The sequence below is a fragment of the Hymenobacter ginkgonis genome (assembly GCF_009755225.1).
Taxonomy (GTDB): domain Bacteria; phylum Bacteroidota; class Bacteroidia; order Cytophagales; family Hymenobacteraceae; genus Hymenobacter; species Hymenobacter ginkgonis.
Genome location: NZ_WQKZ01000003.1, coordinates 162,760 through 179,633, shown reverse-complemented (window position 1 = coordinate 179,633; position 16,874 = coordinate 162,760). Strand labels below are relative to the sequence as shown.

Genomic DNA, 16,874 nt, shown 5'->3' with positions numbered 1-16,874 from the left:
TTAACTATACCGCAATGCGATGCAAGCGGGCTATTCATCTTTGCGCGCCGTCTAGCCCCAGCGGCGGCCATCGACAGCCTCAGCTTTACGCCAGAAACAGCTTTAAATACCCTCCGCTAAATCGTCAAATGGAAAAGCTCGCATTCACTATCAGACTGCTCGGAGTACTTGGGTGCTTGGCTGGCACGCTCCCGGCAGTAGCTCAAAACCAGAAAGCATCAGCCCCGAGCGGGGCCCCTACCCCACCGGATAAGGCTATGCTGGTAGAGCTTTCCAAACTGAATGAAAACCACAAGCTGCTGGCTAGCTTGGCCGGAAACTGGTCATTTGTAGGGAAACATACGTTTCCTGGTCCAGCCAAGAAAACGGTCGAGTTCAACGGCAATGTGGTTAAGAAGGAATTGTGGGGCGGCCGCTACCTCGAAACTGAAACCACTGGCATACCCAGAAAAATGCTTTGGTCGGAAGGCCCAGTGACGTACGTCGATAGAACAATCGAAGGGTATGATAACGTCAAAAAGAAATTTGTTACCACTAGCTATAATAATGAGTTAGACACGGGATTCATAACCACGGAAGGCACCTACGATTCAGCTACCAAAACCTTTACTTACGATGGGGCCACAACTTCGCACATTCACTACGATGTGCCGGTTGGCACAACGATTAAACTTCATGATATCGTAAGAATTATTGATAACAACCACTATGTTTTCGAGCGGCACGAAACAGTGGATGGCCGAGAAATAATTCTGACTGAGCTTACCTATACCCGCACTACTAAATAAACCAGCGAGCCTGGAATGAATTCTCTCCCACAGCTCCGATTTTCCAGCCGGCTTCATGGCCGGCTTTTTTTGTACCTTCCGCCCCGTATGGCTACTCCTGTTACTACTGCTACGGCGGCTGCTACTGCCGCCCCTACCCGCTCCTACGCCGGCCCGATGGTGCTGATGACGTGCTTGTTTTTCCTGTTTGGGGCGGTCACCAATTTCAACGACGTGCTCATGCCCTACCTCAAGGACGTGTGCCAGCTCACTGACTTTCAATCTACTGCCGTGCAATCGGCTTTTTTTGGGGCCTACTTTCTGATGTCGCTGCCCGCCGGGTTTGTACTCAAAAAGCTGGGCTACCAGCGTGGTATCGTGGTAGGGCTGCTCGTGATGGCGGGCGGGGCGCTGCTGTTCATTCCGGCGGCTAATTCGCGGGAGTTTGCGCTGTTTCTCACGGCCTTGGCGGTGCTGGGCGCGGGCATTACGGTGCTGCAAGTGGCGGCCAACCCCTACGTGAGCGTACTGGGGCCGGCGCGCGGCGCGGCGGCCCGCGTGAGCGTAGTGGGGGTAGCGAATAATTTTGGCGGCAGCCTCTCGCCGCTGGTGGGGGCGCTGGTGCTATTTGGCGGCTCGGTGGCGCTGAAGGCGCGGCTGGCGGCCCTACCCCTCGCCGAGCGCCTGAGCCAAGAATCGCAGCTAGTGAAAGGGCCTTACCTGGGGCTGGCAGCGTTTCTGGTGGTGCTGGCGGCGGTATTTTTCTTTCTTAAACTCCCTGATATTGATAGCATTCCGGAGGAGCAGGCCGAAGAAGCGCGGCCGCTGGCCGCGGCCCGGCAGTCGGCGCTGAGCTTTCCGCATTTGGTGCTAGGCATCGGGGCCATTTTTGTGTACGTGGGGGTAGAGGTCGGCCTGGGCTCCTTCCTCATTCGCTACGGCGAAAGCCAAGGTATTCAGCACCTTTCGGGCTTTACCCAAAGCCTGGTGCGGGGGTTGAACGTGGCGACGAATTTTGTGGGCGTTTTATTCGGCCAAAGCCCTTCGCCTATTGACACTACGGCGGGCTTCACCAAGGCGGTGGGCGCGGTGCTGGTGTCGTCGTACTGGTTTGGCTCGCTGGTGGGGCGGGTAGTTGGTATTCCGCTGCTGCTCAGGTTTCACAACCGGGCCCTGCTGGTGGCGGTGTGCGCGGCGGGCGTGGCGCTGGTGGGCGCGTCGGTGCTCAGCCAGGGCGAAACGGCGCTGTGGCTCATCGTACTCTGCGGCCTCTGCAACTCTATTATGTGGCCGGTTATTTTTCCGCTGGCCATCACTGGGCTGGGGCATTTCACCAAGCAAGGCTCCTCGTATTTGATAATGGCCATTGTGGGGGGCGCCCTCCTACCCCCCCTCATGGGCTTCATTGCCACGCATGGCGGCGGGCTGCGGGTAGCCTTTGCGGTGCCGGCGCTGTGCTACGCGTATCTGCTGTACTACGCGATGAGCGGCTACCGGGTGCGGTAATGGGGGGTAGGCAAGAATGGAAAAGTTTGCCGCCGCTGGCAAGTGGCTGAAACTGGTCGCTACGCCTACCCGCCCCTACCCTATTGCTACGGCACCGGCACTGGGCTGCGCTTATCGGCCGCTTTATTCTTGGCACGGATAGCAGGCGTGGCGGGCTGATTGGCGCGGTTATACTTTTCCTGCTGCGCAGCGTTGAGCAAAGTCAGCAGCACGCCGTTGGTCCAGCCAAAACCGTCTTGCAGTGGGTACTCGCCGCCCCCGCCAGCCGCCGAGCCAGTGGCCTCGACGTTGTATTTCTCCAGCAGCTTGCCAGTTTGGGTGAAGCCGCGTACGTTGAGGCGCTGCCAGCGGCGGGCCACGGTGTCGGCCAGGGTGTGCTGGCCGTAGCGGTTCAAACCCAGAATGGCCAAATATTCGAGCGGGGCCCAGGCATTGGGGGCGTCCCACTGCTGGCCGCTGGGAACGGGGGTAGTCAGCAGCCCGCCGGGCCGCAAAAACTCCTGCCGCAAGTGCTGCGCTACCTGCCCGGCCTGCGCGGGGGTAGCCACCCCAAACGCCAGCGGAAACACCGCCGCCAGCGAGCGGGCCGGCGTAGGCTCGCGCTTATCGAGGTCATAATCGGAGTAAAAACCCGCCTTGGCATCCCAGCAGTAGCGCCGGATGGCGGTGGCGCGCCGCTGGGCCAGCTGGCGGTAGCGCGGCGCCTCGGCCGAGTCGGCGGCTTGGCGGGCGGCCATGGCGAGCGTCTGCTCCAGGGTCAGCAGCAGGCAGTTGAGGTCGACGGGCACGAGGTGGGTAGTGCGAATGCTACCCAGGCCCTGGCCAGGCACAAACCAGCGCGAGCTAAAATCCCAGCCCGAGGCGGCGGCGGCGCGCACGTTGCGGTAGAACTCGGCGGGCGGCTGGGGGCTGGTTTTGGCGGCTTCCACATCTTCGCGGTACGACTCCTCGCGGGGTTGGTCGCTGTCGTCCCAATAGCGGCTCAGCAACTCGCCACCGGGCATGCGCACCGCGAGGCGCGTAGCCGTGCCGAGCGCGGGCCGGGCCCCGTCGGCAGTCCAGTAAGCATATTCGCGCTGGAGCTGCGGCCGAAACTGGGTGAGCGCGTGGCTGCCGGGGCCTTCGCTATCGGCCAGCAGCTGCACCATCAGAGCAAAAAACGGTGGCTGCGAGCGGGTGAGGTAGTAGGTGCGCGTGCCATTGGGAATGTGCCCGTAGCGGTCGATAAGCGACGCAAAATCGGCCACCATGTCGCGCACCAGCGCGGTGCGGCCCGCCTCGCGCAGGCCCAGCATCGTGAAGTACGAATCCCAGTAATACATCTCGCGGAAGCGCCCGCCCGGCACCACGTAGGGCCGCGGCAACGGTAGCAGCGACGAGTAAGGCTGCGCTGCCCCCTGCGCGGGCCGGCTCAGCACCGTCCACAGCGTATCGAGGTGCGGCCGAATGCCAGCCACAATATTGCTGCGGTAACTGCCCGCAGCAGCGGCTGGGGGCGTAAAATATTGTCCCACAAAGGCCTTCAGGTCGAAGCCCGGCTGGGTGCGCAGGCGCTCGTAGGCGGCTACTATCTCGGTGGGCGAAGCGGTGGGCAGGGCATCCACGAAGGTCTTGCCGTCGGGGTACACGCGCTGCGTTTGCACGGCCTCAAACAAGCCAGGGTAGAGTTGGCGGGGGGTAGGCGGCAGTGGCGTGGGCTGGGCGTAGGTGGCGCTGGCCCAAAGCAGAGCGCCGCCGAGCAACAGGTATTTCATAGCGCAAGAGGGTGGGATAAGGAGAAGATATTACGCAGTTTACGCAAGCTCGCGCACATACTGCGGCGGCACCTCGTTAGTGAGCCACACGCCGTTGCCAGCGCGGTAGAATACGCCACCTGCCGCGTGCAGCGCGCCGGCCCCCACGGCCAGCAGCACGGGGCGGCCGCGGCGTTGGCCCACGCGCCGGGCGGTGGCTTCGTCGGCGGTGAGGTGCACATGGTGGCGGCTCATTTTTTGCAAGCCAGCTTGCCTGATGGCGGGCAGCGCGGCCGGCGCCGTGCCGTGGTAGAGCACCGCCGGCGGCACGGCCGAGGCCAGCTGCAAGTCAACGGCCACGCTGTGGCCCTGCTGCGCCCGAATGCGCTGGCCCGCCTCATCGAAAGCAAAGCGCTGCTTGTCATTGTCTTCTACCAAGTCTTCCAGCTCGTCGCGGGTGAGCGGGTGGCCGTGGGCGGCGCAAGCGGCCAGCAAATCGGCCACGGCCACCCAGCCCCCGGCTTCGAGGCGCAGGCCGATGGCTTCGGGCTGGTGGCGCAGGTGCTTACTGAGAAATTTGCTGAGGCGAGTAGCCGTTTTAGTATCCATAAGCCTAAAAATAGTGCGGCTACTGCGAGTAAGCGTGAGCCAGGTAGCGCGTACGGCGCGGGCCGGCTGGCAGAAGCCGCGCCACGGGCCGACCTTTGCGCTATGCTACTCGAAGAATACGTTTCGCTCCGCCCCTACAATACCTTTGGCCTAGATGTGCAGGCGCGCTACTTCGCCCGCTTCGCCTCGGCCGACGAGCTACGCCAGTTGCTGGCCCTACCCCTGGTGCAGGCTGCCAACAAGCTCATTCTGGGCGGCGGCTCCAACCTGCTGCTGACCCAGAATTTTGAGGGGGTAGTGCTAAAAAATGAAATCAAAGGCCTCGAAATCATCAGCGAAGAAGCTGACACGCACACGGCCCTGCTGCGCGCCGGCGCCGGCGAAAGCTGGCACGGCCTGGTCGAGTACGCCTTGGATGAGGAGCTGAGCGGTATCGAAAACCTTTCGCTTATTCCGGGCACGGTAGGCGCGGCGCCGCTCCAAAATATTGGGGCATATGGGGCCGAGCTGCAAGACACTTTCGAGCGGCTGGAAGCGCTGGAAATCAGCACCGGCGCGCTGCGCGTGTTTGGCAAGGAGGAGTGTGGCTTTGGCTACCGCGAAAGCGTGTTTAAGGGGCCGCTCAAAAACCAATTTGTGGTCACGGCTGTGGTGCTGCGGCTGCACCGCGCCAGCGCCCCGCGCCCGGCCAACGTGCGCTACGGTGCCATTCAGGACACGCTGGCCGACTTGGGCATCGATGCTACCGAGCCTACCCCCCGCGACGTGAGCCGGGCCGTGGTGCACATCCGGCGCTCTAAGCTGCCCGACCCGGCCGAGATTGGCAACGCGGGCTCGTTCTTCAAAAACCCCGAAATCTCCCAGCACAAGTTCGACGAATTGCTGGCCCGCTACCCTACCCTGCCCGGTTACCCCGTGCCGGGCGGCGTGAAGGTGCCCGCCGGCTGGCTAATCGAGCAGGCCGGCTTCAAAGGCATGCGGCGCGGCGCGGGCGGCAGCCACGGTGTGCATGACCGCCAGGCACTCGTGTTGGTGAACCACGGTGGGGCCACGGGCCAAGAAATTCGCGAGCTGGCCGAAGAAATAATCAGAACCGTAGGCATGCAATTTGGCATCGAATTGCACCCAGAAGTGAATATTTTGTAGCTCGCTAAGGCAACACGCAGACATAACACAGCAGGAACAGCAGCGCGGTGGTTTACGACCTTACTTTGCGGTAAAGTACCACTATCCGCCAGTTTTCTCTTTCTTTAGTTATGTTTTTTACGACTTACTTCCTACTAACCGGGTTGTTGGGCAGCTTGGCCACGGGCCCGAGCGATACCCCGCCCGTGCCGAGCGGCGCGGTGCAGTCGCTCAAAGCGGCGCGCACCCTGGGGGCAGGAGCTACCGTTACGGTGCGGGCAGTGGTGCTAAATGGGGCCGAGCTGGGCGGCCTGCGCTTTGTGCAGGACGGCGAAAGTGGCCTGGCGCTGTACGCCCTCCCGACGAGAGTGCCAGGTTTTGATGAGCTGCAAGCCGGCGACAGCGTGCAGGTTACTGGCCAACTCAAAAACTACCAGGGCTTGTTGGAAATGGACCCCATTAGCGCGGTGCGCAAAATCAGCAGCGGCCGCCCGTTGCGCCCGCTCAAGGTGCCAGCTTCGGGCATCACGGCGGCTTTCAGCGAAGCCCACGAGGGGCGTTTGCTGGAAGTTACCGGGCTGAGCCGCCTCACCAATTCGAGCGGCACACCAGTTGATGCGCTGTCGGCTAATACTAACTACCTGCTTGATGGCCAAACTGGTGCTTTGCTGCGCGTTACCAATTCCAGCTCCGGGCCCAACGGCCTTATTAATGCCGGGGTGCCCAAGGGCGAGCAATTTGATGTGCGCGGTATTTTAAGCCAGTTTTCGGCCAGCGGCACGGGTGGCTACCAACTGCTGCCGCGCCTGGCTACCGACCTAGTGCGGGGTGGCGGCCTGGCGCGCATCACCGCCGAGCCAGTGCCGGTGAACATTACCGCCCAGGGGTTCACCATTGAGTTCAGCACCTCCTACCCCGGCGATACCCGAATCAGCTACGGCCCCTCCTCTACCGAGCTCACCTCCAACCGCATCGATGAGGCCCTTACCACGCAGCACCGCATCGTGCTCGATGGCCTAGAGCCGGGCACCACGTACTACGTGCAAGTAAGCTCGCGCAATATGGCGGGCATGGCGAGTTCTGCCGCGGTGCCCGTCATCACGGGGGGCCACAAAAGCGGCCGCAAGAAATAGCCAGCGAAGTAGTTATATCCAAAGCCGCTCGCCCTGGTCCTACCCCCCCTCTGCCTGGACAAGGGGGGTAGGGCCAGGGCGAGCGGCTTTGGGTATATTCATCAGGAAAACGGGCCGTAGCTCAGCAGTACGTATAGGTGCCAGGCGGCGGCGCTGGCCAGGGCCGCGGGGCGGGCGTAGCGCGGGGGCCAGTGCGGCAGCAGCGCCGCCAGCAGGCACAGCACCAACGGCAGCAGCGTGTAGGTCAGGCGCTCAGGGTAGTAACCCAGCAGCGCAAAAAACATCCCAAAGCCGCCGCTCACCCAGGCTAACGCCGGGCCAACGGAACGGGGAACCAGCGGCCCAGTGCTCGGCTGGCGCCACCGGGTAATGGCATATAAGCCTGCCGCCAGTAGCAGCCAGCCGCCCATTGCCTGGAAGCTGCTTAGGTAATCCAATACCTTGCTGGCCACTCCCTTTAAGTACGCCAGCACTGGCAGGTGGCGGGCCTCCAACAACCACACGAGTTGGTGGTAGCGCACGGCTTCGTGGTTGTAATACGTAGTGCCATGCAAGCGCAGCAAGCCCACCCAAAGCAGGGTAGGCACGGCAAAAAGCCCCGCACTAACGGCTATTTTCATCAGTTGGCTCGGCCAGCGCGGAGCAACCACCAGCTGGCCGACTTTATCAGCATCAGCACCTGGCCTAAGCAGGCCGTAAGCCAGCGCGGGCCACACCAGCACGAAGCTGCCGTATACCAGCGGCAACAGCCCAAGCACCAGGGCCAAGCAACTCAATGCGCTCCCATTCGGGGCCGGCCGCTGCCGCAGCCATACCGCGAGCGCCACGCAAAACAACGGCACCAGAAAAGCCAGCATTTGCTGGTGGGCCGTCCAAAAAAACGTTTTGGTGATGGGGTTGGCGGCCAGCACCCAGGCTACGCAGTAAAACTGCCAGGTTTCGCCCCGCCCGGCGGTAATGCGCCGCCACAACCAGCGCAATAAGAGCAGGCTCGCCAGCAGCGTGAGCGCATTAAGCAGCACGTAGCCGCTGTAAAAACCATAAAACTGCGCTACTTCGGGCCAAAAATTTGGGGCGAGCCCTACCCTGCCGGCCAGCCGCAGCCCCGCCGTGAGGGGGTAGCCCGCGGCCGCCCCCAGCAGCGCGTAGAGCGGGCGCGACTGCCGCACCTCTTGCGGCTGCAACAGCTGGCCAGGCTGCTCGGCCACGGCCAGATAGCCGTAGCTGTCGTGGTTTACCACAAAGCCCAGGCCCGGCCCCACTCGCGCGTAGTGGCCCCAATAATCGACGCCCGGCTGCCCCTGCGGCGCCGGCGACAACCAGAACGAAAGACTTACGGCTAGCAGCAGGGCCAGCAGCGGCCCCAGTGCCCGGGCCCTACCCCAGGCGCTGGTCATCGGCTTCCATTGGCCGCGGGCCGGGGGTAGGCGGCTGGCTGTCGCGGGTATTTTTTTGTACCGCAATGGCGGCGAATAAGCTCAGCAAGAAGGACATGGCATAGAAGCCTTTCTCGCTGGCAGCGAGGGTCGCGTTCCAGAGGCCCACTACCAGCAGCCCGATTGCCAGCAGGGTCGAAAACCAGCTGAGGCCGTAGTAAATGTTGGTCACCGGAATGCCTTCTTGCCGGTCGCGCACGCTTTTTTGCACCGAAATAGCCGAGAACAGGCCGTACATCAGGATAACGAAGTAGTAGCCTTTTTCATTGAGCGCCATTTGGGCGTTCCACAGGCCCACGTTGTAGGCCACCATGCCGGCCAGCAACGCCACCCACGAGGCGCCAATAAAAGCGGGGGATGGGCCTTGCGCGGTCGGCTTAGATGCGGGGTACATAGGGAGCTGAGTGGTGGTAGCCCGGCAAACATACGGCTGGGTTCGGAACTACCAGCGCCGGAGCTTCACCCAGCCTACACCGACGCTCAGCAGTAGCAGGCGCTCAGTGCCGCCGCAGAGTGCTTGGCTTTTGACACGTCATTTTTAGTATCAATGACCTGGCCATTCTGCCCAGCAAATCGCGCCTTGCCTACGGGAGCATAGCTCGGCTTTCACCAACTATGACGTATGTTTGCGACATATTCCTTAATGCGCTATGACGTACGCAAAGACAGTGGCTTTCACGGCCGACCAGCAGCAGCTTGCCCGCGTGGCGAAAGCCCTGGCTCATCCGGCGCGGGTAGCCATTATTCAGTTTTTGGCCAGCAAGCAAACCTGTATTTCCGGGGACATTGCCGCTGAACTGCCGCTCGCGCGCACAACCGTTTCCCAACACCTTCAGGAACTGAAGGCCCTGGACCTGATTCGGGGCGAAATCGACGGGCTCACGGTCTGCTACTGCCTCAATACCGAATTACTGCGCCAGGTGCACCAGCAGTTCACCGCCTTTTTCAGCGAGGCCACCGCTGGCCCAGTTTGCGGCCCGGCCGATGCCTGCGCCTGCTAGCTTAATTTATTTTCAACCCTTAATATTTTCTCCATGACTATTGCCGAGATGAAACACGCCCTAGCCGGGTTAGATGCCGTGGCGTTTCGCTTGCCCGATGGCGCGTACCTGCCGGCCCATTTTCACGTCACGGAAGTTGGGTTGGTTACCAAGCATTTCATCGACTGCGGTGGCACCGAACGCCGCGAAACAGTCGCCAACTTCCAGCTCTGGGAAGCCGGCGACTACGACCACCGGCTGGCCCCGCAAAAATTTCTGCACATCCTTACCCTTTCGGAGCGGATTTTAGGCAGCGAAGATTTAGCCATTGAGGTGGAATACCAGCAGGCTACCATCGGCAAGTTCGGCCTTGCGTTCGACGGCACCAATTTTATTCTGACACCCAAACAAACTGCCTGCCTGGCGCAAGATGCCTGCGGTATCCCAAACTCTGCGCTAGTGCTACCCCAGCTGCAAGTGGCCTGCTGCACACCAGGCGGCGGGTGCTGCTGAGTAAGGCTTACTCTAACGACGGGGCCGCTATGGCTGCGCCCTTACAAACGAATACGCTAGCCTAGCAGGCAAGGTCCTTACATTCCAGTGTTTACGTAACTCCCTACTAAGCATGACTTTCCAACCACTCACGGCCGCCCACTGGCCAGCCGTGCGGGCCATTTATGAGGCGGGCATCGCAACGGGCAACGCCACTTTCGAAACGCAAGCGCCCACGTGGGAAGCTTGGGACAAGAGCCACTTGGCCCATAGCCGCCTGGTGGCCGTGGCCACCGACGGCACCGTGCGGGGCTGGGCGGCACTCTCGCCCGTTTCGGGCCGCTGCGTGTACGGGGGCGTGGCCGAAATCAGTATTTACATTGCCCCCGAGGCGCGCGGGCAAGGCGTGGGCCGGCAGCTGCTGCAAGCGCTGATTCAAGCATCCGAAGCGCAGGGCATCTGGACGCTTCAGGCGGGCACGTTTGAAGAGAATACGGCGAGCATTGGCCTGCACACCCAGGCGGGGTTTCGGGTCGTCGGGCACCGCGAACGCATCGGCCAGCACCACGGCGTGTGGCGCAACACGGTGCAAATGGAACGGCGCAGCTCAACTGTAGGCGTTGCTTAGTCTCCTTTTTTCATAGCCACCCTGCCCCAATTCCTACCCCCTGCCGCCAACGACCGCACTCGTTCACCAGAAACTATCGGGCTTGGATTATGGACTAACTCTCTGGCTATTCCTGGCGCTGGCACGGGAGGTAGGCCTTAGTTATTCTGTGCTAGGGATGCACTAAGCGGTGAATTATTTCACCGTGGGCACCGTGAACCAGCCGCTGGCTCCGGTCCTCCAACTAGTGATTACCCGCCGCTGGCCAAGGGCAGGTAGGAGCAGTTGCCCAAAGAAAACGAGGGCTTTGGTGGTTTCGGTAGTTGATTCGCTTAGCCAATGCCTACCCTCCTCGCCGTCGACCAGCTTCCCGCTGCACTTCCCTACCCCATGCTTTCTGAACCTACCTACCTGGCGGCCCGCATGGTGGCGCCTACCCTCGAAACGCATTTTGCCCAGCACTGGGCCGCCGCCGAGCGCCTGGGGGGCAAGCGGCGCTTGCCCCTACCCCCACCGGCGGCGCTCATCGAGGCGGTTATCGACGTGGCTTTTTGGGCCAGCTTGCGGCGCGAAGAAGGCCGGCCGCCGCGCATTTCGCTGGCGCTACTAGCACCCGAAGCGGCCGAGCAGCCGCTGCTGTTTGGCCACCGGCTGCGCCTCACACCGCAGGCACTTATCAAGCTGGCGCCGGCTGTAGAGCAGCCGGGCATCCACCTCGGGGTGGGCTACGACGACTGCGGGCTTTACGTGTGGGGCACATTTACGCATATTCCGCCCGTTTGCTTTGTGCTGGAAGTGGTAGAGCCGGGCCTGCTGGTGGCCAAGCACCGCCGGGCCGATGGCTTCGGCAAATTTGTGAACGTGGCCGTGCTGCGCGGCGACCAAATCAGGGTGGTGGATGAGGAAAACCAGGGCTTGGCCGACTGCCCGGCCCTGCGCGAGTCGTTGCCGGGTATTCCGCTTTCCACAGCCGCCCCCGCGCCGGGCGCCGGCGTAGATGTGCTGCTTGAGCTGGCCCGCTCCATGCGCGCGCATGGCCGCGGCGCGCTGGTGCTGCTGGTGCCGCCCAGCTCCGAGGTATGGTGCCAGTCGATTGTGCAGCCCCTGAGCTACCCGGTGGCGCCGCCCTACCGAGGCATTGCGGCGCTGCTTGCCGAGCCCAACCACGAACGCCGCGACTGGCAAGACAATCTCTTGGATACCATTGGGGTAGTAGGCGGCTTCACGGCGGTGGATGGCGCTACCGTACTCACCCGCGAGTACGAATTGCTGGCTTTCGGGGCGAAGGTTACGCGCCGCGCCTCCGGCACGCCCGTCGAGCAACTGGTGGTGACGGAGCCCGTGGTCGGCACTAGCGCCACTACCATTCACCCCGCCAAAAATGGCGGCACCCGCCACCTCGCCGCCGCGCAGTTTGTGCACGACCAGCACGATGCCGTGGCCCTGGTAGCCTCCCAAGATGGCAATTTTACCATCTTCGCCTGGTCCGAAGCGTTGCACACGGTGCACGCCCACCGCATCGACGTGCTGCTGCTTTGAGGTTTTGGAGGGGGTAGGGAATGGGAAGTAGAGAAAGAAAAAAGGAAGGCATGCAGTGGCCAACCTCTACCTGGCCTCCGAACAATTTAAGAAAGGCAAAAAAGGGACGTCCTGCTTCGGCAAGCTCAGCAGGACGTCCCTTTTTTGCCTTTCTTAGCTATTCGCCAAGCTTTTAATGCATCCCTACTTCAGCACGGCCAAGGTCACGCCGTCGCCGCCGCGGTCGGCGTGCTCGTCGCCTACGCTAGCTACGGCGCGGGTTTGGCGCAAGTAGTCGCGGGCCACTTGGCGTAGCACGCCGTTGCCGCGGCCGTGCAAGATTTTTATCTCCGGAATGCCGAACATCACCGCGTCGTCCACAAACGACATGAGCTTGGTGAGGGCGTCTTCAGCCCGCTCGCCGCGCAAGTCGAGGGTAGGGCTAAAGCCTGCCATGCGGCCCGTGAGGTCGAGGCTCTGGCCACTAGCGTTGGCGGCTGCGGCCTTGCGCGATACCTGCTCGCGTTCGCGCGCTTCGGCCCGGCTTAGCTTTTCTAAGAGATTGACTTTCACGAGGGTTTTCATCCCGCCAAAGAGTACTTCGGCCGTTTTGCCCTTCACGCTCACCACTTCGCCGTGGCCTTCCTGCCCCAGAATGGCTACCCGGTCGCCGGCATTCAGGGTGTTGGCATCGGCCAACTCGCGGGTGGGGCGGGCTTTAGGTGGCTCAATTTGCAACTCCTTGCGCACGAAAGTATCGAGCTTCTCGCGGGCTTGCTTCGTGGTGTCTTTATCGGCCTGGCTGCGGCGGATTTCGCCGATGGTCGACTCAATTTGCTGGTTGGTGTCTTTGAGCAGCTTTTTGGCTTGCTGCTTGGCCTCGCGCAAGGTTTCGTTGCGGGTGTCTTCGAGGTGCTGCTTTAGTTCCTGGTACTCCTGGGCAGCGCGCTTGAGGCGGGCGGTTTGCTTAGTGGCGTCGGCCAGCTTGGTTTCAAGCTCAGTCTTGTCTTTTTCGAGGCCTTCGAGCAGGCGGTCGTAGCGAATTTTATCCTTCCCCACCAGTTGCGAAGCGCGCTCGACAAGCTGCTTAGGCAAGCCAATCTTACGGGCAATCTCGATGGCGAAGCTGCTACCCGGCTTCCCAATTTCGAGGCGGTAGAGCGGTTGCAGGCGCTCGGGGTCGTAGCGCATGGCACCGTTCACGAGGCCAGGGGTTTTCTCCGCGAAGTTCTTGAGGTTAGTGTAGTGGGTCGTAATCACCCCAAAGGCGCGGGCTTGGTTGAGCTGCTCGAGCACGGCTTCGGCAATGGCGCCGCCCAGGCTGGGCTCGGTGCCGGTGCCAAATTCGTCAATCAGCACGAGGCTCTTTTTGTTGGCCACGGTCACAAATTGCTTCATGGCCAGCAGGTGCGAGGAGTAAGTCGATAGGTCGTTTTCGAGGCTCTGCTCGTCGCCGATGTCCAGCAGAATATCTTCAAACATGCCAGCTTCCGAGTAGTCGTCGCACGGAATGAGCAGGCCACATTGCAGCATGTACTGCACCAGCCCTACTGTCTTGAGCGACACCGACTTACCGCCCGCGTTTGGGCCCGAGATAACGAGCATGCGCTTTTCGGGCGTCAGCTCGATGTCGAGCGGCACCACTTCGCGCTTTTCGGCATCTTTGCCGGCGGCCTTGTTTTGCTCTTTAAAAGTGAGCGCCAGCACGGGGTGGCGCACGCCGCGCCACCGCACCAGCGGCCGGCTGCTCAGCTCGGGCAGCTGGGCGTCGAGCTCGCGGGCGAGCCGCGCCTTGGCCCGAATAAAGTCGAGCAGCCCGAGGTAGCCGTAAGCCTTGCGCAGGTCGGGCAGGTGTGGGCGCAACTGGTCGGTGAGCGACGTGAGAATGCGAATCAGCTCGCGTTGGTAGGCGTTTTCGAGGTCTTTGATGTCGTTGTTCAGCTCAAACACTTCCGATGGCTCGATGAATACCGTCTGGCCCGAGGCCGACTCGTCGTGAATGAGGCCGCGCACGCGGCGCTTGTGCTCGGCCACCACGGGCAGCACCAGGCGCCCCCCACGGATGGTGGGTTCGGCGTCGCCGGGTATCCAGCCTTCGCTTTTGGCGTGGCGCAGCACGCTGGCAATCTGCTTACGCAGCTGGCCTTGGCGCTGAATCAACTCTTGCCGAATTTGGCGCAGCAGCGGCGAGGCGTCGTCGCGCACCTTGCCTTCATCGTCCACTACTTTGTCCATGGCGGCCAGCAAGTTGCGGTCGGCCTGAATGCCGATGCCCAGCAGGCGCAGGTTGGGGTAGAGGTTTTCGGGGGCGTGGGTGAAGAAGGTAAGCGCCGCCCGAATGGTTCGTAAGCTCATCTTCACCTCAAAAAAGGCTTCTACATCGAGGTAAGCGCCGGGCAGCGACGCCCGCTTGAGGTGCACCGTTACGTCGTGGTAGTGCGCGCCTGGAAACTCGCTGCCGCCCGCCAGCAACTGCCGAAACTCGTCGGTTTGGGCCAGTAGCTTGCTGAGCTGCTCGTGCTGGGTGATAAACTGCATGTTGGCCACGTGCTGCCGACCCAAGGCCGAGAGGCAGAGCTGCTCTAGCAGCTCGCGCAGGGTGGCGAAGCCAATCTTGGCTTCAAAATTCTGGGGTACTAACAAATCGAATACGAGCGGGGAATCTGATAACTAGCCGCGAAGGTAAAACAGTAATGGGGGCGGGAAGATTCGGCAGGGGCAGGGTTTTCACTCCACAAGACGCAGATGGCTTCGCAGAAGAAACGCGGATGCTTAGGGGTTGCAGCGCGCTATTATGGCTGCGACAACAGCCACTGCTACCAATGAGCCCAAGCGCAGCGCCAGAAATACCCAAGCCGGTAGCTCGGGGCCTTTGGAGTTTTTAAGCATGGGGAGGGTGTACGCAGGCCGGCGCAAAATGCTGCTTACCCCCCTACTTTGGCAGCTACGCACTCGAAAACCCTTGCTTCACGCCTAAGGAGCGCAGAATTTTTAGCCAAACTATCTGGCCGCAATGCCTGCTCGAATGCCTCCTTCATACCTACAAGCTCAGTAGTACAGCTACGCTCCTACCCCCTCCCCAAACAGTGCGAAGTCATATTTCACTGGGTCGGCAGGGTCGAGCAGGCGCAAGTTGGTAGTGAGTTCTTCGGCGGCTTGCCAGTCCACTTTTTCGCGTTTCAGCAAGCCCAGCAGTCGGGCCTGGCGCTCGACGTGCACGTCGATGGGGCAGATTAATTCGCTGGGCGCAATGCGCGTCCAGAGGCCAAAGTCTACCCCCTTGCCGTCGCGGCGCACGAGCCAGCGCAGGTACATATTGAGGCGCTTGCAGGCCGAGCCGCGGGCGGGAGTAGCCACGTGCTTGCGGGTGCGGGCCGGCGCATCGGGCAGGCTAAAGAATAAGTCGTGGAAGTTTATCAGCCGCTCGCGCATGGTGGAGCCGTGCAAAAAGGCGTCTTCCAGCGAGTTATGCTCGCCATAAAACCAGCGCAGCCAGTGCACAAAATACAGCAGGTCGGTATCGCAGAAGGTGCGGTGGCAGAACTTGAGTAGTCGCTTCAGGTCCTCATCTTGGTGCTGGGTAATGAATTGGTAGGGCGCCTCGTCCATGCGCGTCATCAGTTCGGCGGTTTTTTTGAGGATGGTCGGGCGCTGGCCCCAGGCCAGCAGCGCGGCGAAAAGGGCGCTGATTTCAACGTCCTGCAACTGGCTAAACCGGTGCGGAATGCTGATGGGGTCTTTGGCAATGAAATCCGGCTGGTTGTATTGGGCGGCGCGCTCGTTGAGCAACGTGCGCAATGCTTCTAATTTCAACTTCTGCATTGACTTTAATAAAATCAAAAAGTAACAACGTCATGCTTCGCGGGGCTCAGCATGACGTTGTTACTTTTTATAAGCGGGGTTTGAGTCTCCCTACGGCACGTAGCTGGTTTCGACGCGGAATTTGGCATCGCTGGTGCCCAGCTTCTGCATAGCACGGGGCGAGAGGCGCACCAGTACGTTTTCATTCTCGCCGGTGTCGGGCAGCGCCCCAATTACCCGTACGTACACCGACTGGCCATTCATCTGGTTTTTCACCTGCATAATGGTGCCAACGGGCGCCGTTTTATGCAGCGCCAAGTACTTGTCGGTGCCGCTGTTGCTGATGGGTGCCGCAATGCCGAGGTCGGTTTTGCGCTGCACCAGCTCGCTGGCACGCGTGGGCGATTTGGTTTCGGGCGCCTCTTCGCGCTCATTGGGCGAGGCGGGCGTAACCGTCGCAATCTGGGCCGGCGCAGTGGGGTTGATTTTAGGCGTTGCTTCTGCCGTGGGGCGAGCCGCGGCGGGTAAGGTAGGCGCGGCAGCTACGGACGTTGTTTCGGCGGCGTGCAGCAGCAGCTCTTGCCCCACGCGCACCGAGCTGCCAGGCAGGTGGTTGAGCTGTATCAGCTCGGCCGGCGTCAGGTTAAAGCGTCGGGCAATGCCGAAAAGCGTTTCGCCCTTAGCCACGGTGTAGGTGGCGGGCGCGGTGCTCGTGCCTACGGCTGCCGTGGGGGTAGGCGCCGCCAGGGACGCTTTGGGAATGGTAGTGGCCGCCGCTTTAGCGCCGCCGGCGGCGGGCCTGGGTACCAGCACCACAGCCCCAATGCCGAGGCCATTTTTCAGCTGCGGGTTGGCGGCCGTAATCTGGTCCACAGACACCTTGTAGCGCCGGGCCAGGGCAAACATGGTTTCGCCCTGCGCCACGCGGTGGCGCACAAACCGCTGGCCACCGCGGATTTCCTGGCCAATAGAATCGGTGGGCAGCTTGTGGCCGGGCGTAAGGGTCGCCAACGGGCCATGCAGCGAATTAATAATCAACAAAGAAGCTAACAGACTCATGCGCGGGGCAAAGCTAAATTTATACCAAAACCTACCCGTGGGTAAGTCCCGGCCCAAGGCCAATGAAGGGCAAAGTAACTACCTAGCGGCCGGGCGGCACTAGTTTCG

15 protein-coding genes are annotated in these 16,874 nt (G+C 61.5%); 8 read left to right on the top strand and 7 right to left on the bottom strand.

The window, feature by feature from the left end:
* The first annotated feature begins 128 nt into the window (after positions 1-128).
* Both GO988_RS12155 and GO988_RS12150 read left to right on the top strand, forming a co-directional pair.
* A complete protein-coding gene (locus GO988_RS12155) occupies positions 129-788 on the top strand; it encodes a DUF1579 family protein (RefSeq protein ID WP_198172689.1) in 660 nt (219 codons plus the stop codon).
* 87 nt (positions 789-875) lie between these two features.
* Positions 876-2,273 (top strand): sugar MFS transporter, encoded by a 1,398-nt coding sequence (locus tag GO988_RS12150; RefSeq protein ID WP_198172687.1) that lies wholly within the window; start codon positions 876-878, stop codon positions 2,271-2,273.
* A gap of 86 nt (positions 2,274-2,359) precedes the next feature.
* On the opposite strand, the gene treA is transcribed toward GO988_RS12150, so the two are convergent.
* Positions 2,360-4,027 carry an alpha,alpha-trehalase TreA gene (treA, locus tag GO988_RS12145; RefSeq protein ID WP_157565771.1) on the bottom strand — a complete coding sequence of 556 codons (1,668 nt, stop codon included), beginning with the start codon at positions 4,025-4,027 and terminating at the stop codon, positions 2,360-2,362.
* 39 nt (positions 4,028-4,066) lie between these two features.
* Positions 4,067-4,615: an RNA 2'-phosphotransferase gene (locus GO988_RS12140; RefSeq protein ID WP_157565769.1), complete on the bottom strand. Its 549-nt coding sequence runs from the start codon at positions 4,613-4,615 to the stop codon at positions 4,067-4,069.
* Between the two features lie 102 nt (positions 4,616-4,717).
* Here GO988_RS12140 and murB point away from each other — a divergent pair, with 102 nt between their 5' ends.
* Positions 4,718-5,761 carry a UDP-N-acetylmuramate dehydrogenase gene (gene murB, locus GO988_RS12135; RefSeq protein WP_157565767.1) on the top strand — a complete coding sequence of 348 codons (1,044 nt, stop codon included), beginning with the start codon at positions 4,718-4,720 and terminating at the stop codon, positions 5,759-5,761.
* 110 nt (positions 5,762-5,871) lie between these two features.
* Entirely contained in the window at positions 5,872-6,873 is a 1,002-nt protein-coding gene (locus tag GO988_RS12130) for a hypothetical protein (RefSeq protein WP_157565765.1), read from the top strand.
* A gap of 101 nt (positions 6,874-6,974) precedes the next feature.
* On the opposite strand, the gene GO988_RS12125 is transcribed toward GO988_RS12130, so the two are convergent.
* Positions 6,975-8,270: a hypothetical protein gene (locus GO988_RS12125; protein WP_198172685.1), complete on the bottom strand. Its 1,296-nt coding sequence runs from the start codon at positions 8,268-8,270 to the stop codon at positions 6,975-6,977.
* Positions 8,251-8,703 (bottom strand): inner membrane protein YiaA, encoded by a 453-nt coding sequence (yiaA, locus tag GO988_RS12120; protein WP_157565759.1) that lies wholly within the window; start codon positions 8,701-8,703, stop codon positions 8,251-8,253. Before yiaA ends, GO988_RS12125 begins: the two co-directional genes overlap by 20 nt.
* 256 nt (positions 8,704-8,959) lie before the next feature.
* Here yiaA and GO988_RS12115 point away from each other — a divergent pair, with 256 nt between their 5' ends.
* From GO988_RS12115 to GO988_RS12100, 4 genes are all read left to right on the top strand, one after another.
* Entirely contained in the window at positions 8,960-9,310 is a 351-nt protein-coding gene (locus GO988_RS12115) for an ArsR/SmtB family transcription factor (protein ID WP_157565757.1), read from the top strand.
* Positions 9,311-9,343: 33 nt separating this feature from the next.
* The gene (locus GO988_RS12110) at positions 9,344-9,802 is read left to right on the top strand and encodes a DUF6428 family protein (protein ID WP_157565755.1); all 459 of its coding nucleotides are present in this window, start codon (positions 9,344-9,346) and stop codon (positions 9,800-9,802) included.
* A 112-nt stretch (positions 9,803-9,914) separates the two neighbouring features.
* Complete coding sequence (locus tag GO988_RS12105; protein WP_157565753.1) at positions 9,915-10,409, top strand: GNAT family N-acetyltransferase; 495 nt, start codon at positions 9,915-9,917, stop codon at positions 10,407-10,409.
* Positions 10,410-10,778: 369 nt separating this feature from the next.
* A complete protein-coding gene (locus GO988_RS12100) occupies positions 10,779-11,927 on the top strand; it encodes a putative sensor domain DACNV-containing protein (RefSeq protein ID WP_157565751.1) in 1,149 nt (382 codons plus the stop codon).
* A 183-nt stretch (positions 11,928-12,110) separates the two neighbouring features.
* Here the strand turns inward: GO988_RS12100 and GO988_RS12095 are convergent, their stop codons facing one another.
* The 3 genes from GO988_RS12095 to GO988_RS12085 all read right to left on the bottom strand — a co-directional run bounded on the left by GO988_RS12095 (position 12,111) and on the right by GO988_RS12085 (position 16,766).
* On the bottom strand, positions 12,111-14,549 hold the full coding sequence (locus GO988_RS12095; RefSeq protein ID WP_157565749.1) for an endonuclease MutS2: 2,439 nt from the start codon (positions 14,547-14,549) through the stop codon (positions 12,111-12,113).
* A 417-nt stretch (positions 14,550-14,966) separates the two neighbouring features.
* On the bottom strand, positions 14,967-15,728 hold the full coding sequence (locus GO988_RS12090; protein WP_157565747.1) for a TIGR02757 family protein: 762 nt from the start codon (positions 15,726-15,728) through the stop codon (positions 14,967-14,969).
* A gap of 90 nt (positions 15,729-15,818) precedes the next feature.
* Positions 15,819-16,766, bottom strand: a complete 948-nt coding sequence (locus tag GO988_RS12085) for a LysM peptidoglycan-binding domain-containing protein (protein ID WP_157565745.1) — start codon at positions 16,764-16,766, stop codon at positions 15,819-15,821.
* Positions 16,767-16,874 lie beyond the last annotated feature (108 nt).

What these genes read in the sequence shown, in the direction of transcription:
- GO988_RS12155 (WP_198172689.1), top strand. Translation starts at nt 129, where the DNA reads ATGGAAAAGCTCGCATTCACTATCAGACTGCTCGGAGTACTTGGGTGC.
- GO988_RS12150 (WP_198172687.1), top strand. Translation starts at nt 876, where the DNA reads ATGGCTACTCCTGTTACTACTGCTACGGCGGCTGCTACTGCCGCCCCT.
- treA (WP_157565771.1), bottom strand. Translation starts at nt 4,027, where the DNA reads ATGAAATACCTGTTGCTCGGCGGCGCTCTGCTTTGGGCCAGCGCCACC.
- GO988_RS12140 (WP_157565769.1), bottom strand. Translation starts at nt 4,615, where the DNA reads ATGGATACTAAAACGGCTACTCGCCTCAGCAAATTTCTCAGTAAGCAC.
- murB (WP_157565767.1), top strand. Translation starts at nt 4,718, where the DNA reads ATGCTACTCGAAGAATACGTTTCGCTCCGCCCCTACAATACCTTTGGC.
- GO988_RS12130 (WP_157565765.1), top strand. Translation starts at nt 5,872, where the DNA reads ATGTTTTTTACGACTTACTTCCTACTAACCGGGTTGTTGGGCAGCTTG.
- GO988_RS12125 (WP_198172685.1), bottom strand. Translation starts at nt 8,270, where the DNA reads ATGACCAGCGCCTGGGGTAGGGCCCGGGCACTGGGGCCGCTGCTGGCC.
- yiaA (WP_157565759.1), bottom strand. Translation starts at nt 8,703, where the DNA reads ATGTACCCCGCATCTAAGCCGACCGCGCAAGGCCCATCCCCCGCTTTT.
- GO988_RS12115 (WP_157565757.1), top strand. Translation starts at nt 8,960, where the DNA reads ATGACGTACGCAAAGACAGTGGCTTTCACGGCCGACCAGCAGCAGCTT.
- GO988_RS12110 (WP_157565755.1), top strand. Translation starts at nt 9,344, where the DNA reads ATGACTATTGCCGAGATGAAACACGCCCTAGCCGGGTTAGATGCCGTG.
- GO988_RS12105 (WP_157565753.1), top strand. Translation starts at nt 9,915, where the DNA reads ATGACTTTCCAACCACTCACGGCCGCCCACTGGCCAGCCGTGCGGGCC.
- GO988_RS12100 (WP_157565751.1), top strand. Translation starts at nt 10,779, where the DNA reads ATGCTTTCTGAACCTACCTACCTGGCGGCCCGCATGGTGGCGCCTACC.
- GO988_RS12090 (WP_157565747.1), bottom strand. Translation starts at nt 15,728, where the DNA reads ATGCAGAAGTTGAAATTAGAAGCATTGCGCACGTTGCTCAACGAGCGC.
- GO988_RS12085 (WP_157565745.1), bottom strand. Translation starts at nt 16,766, where the DNA reads ATGAGTCTGTTAGCTTCTTTGTTGATTATTAATTCGCTGCATGGCCCG.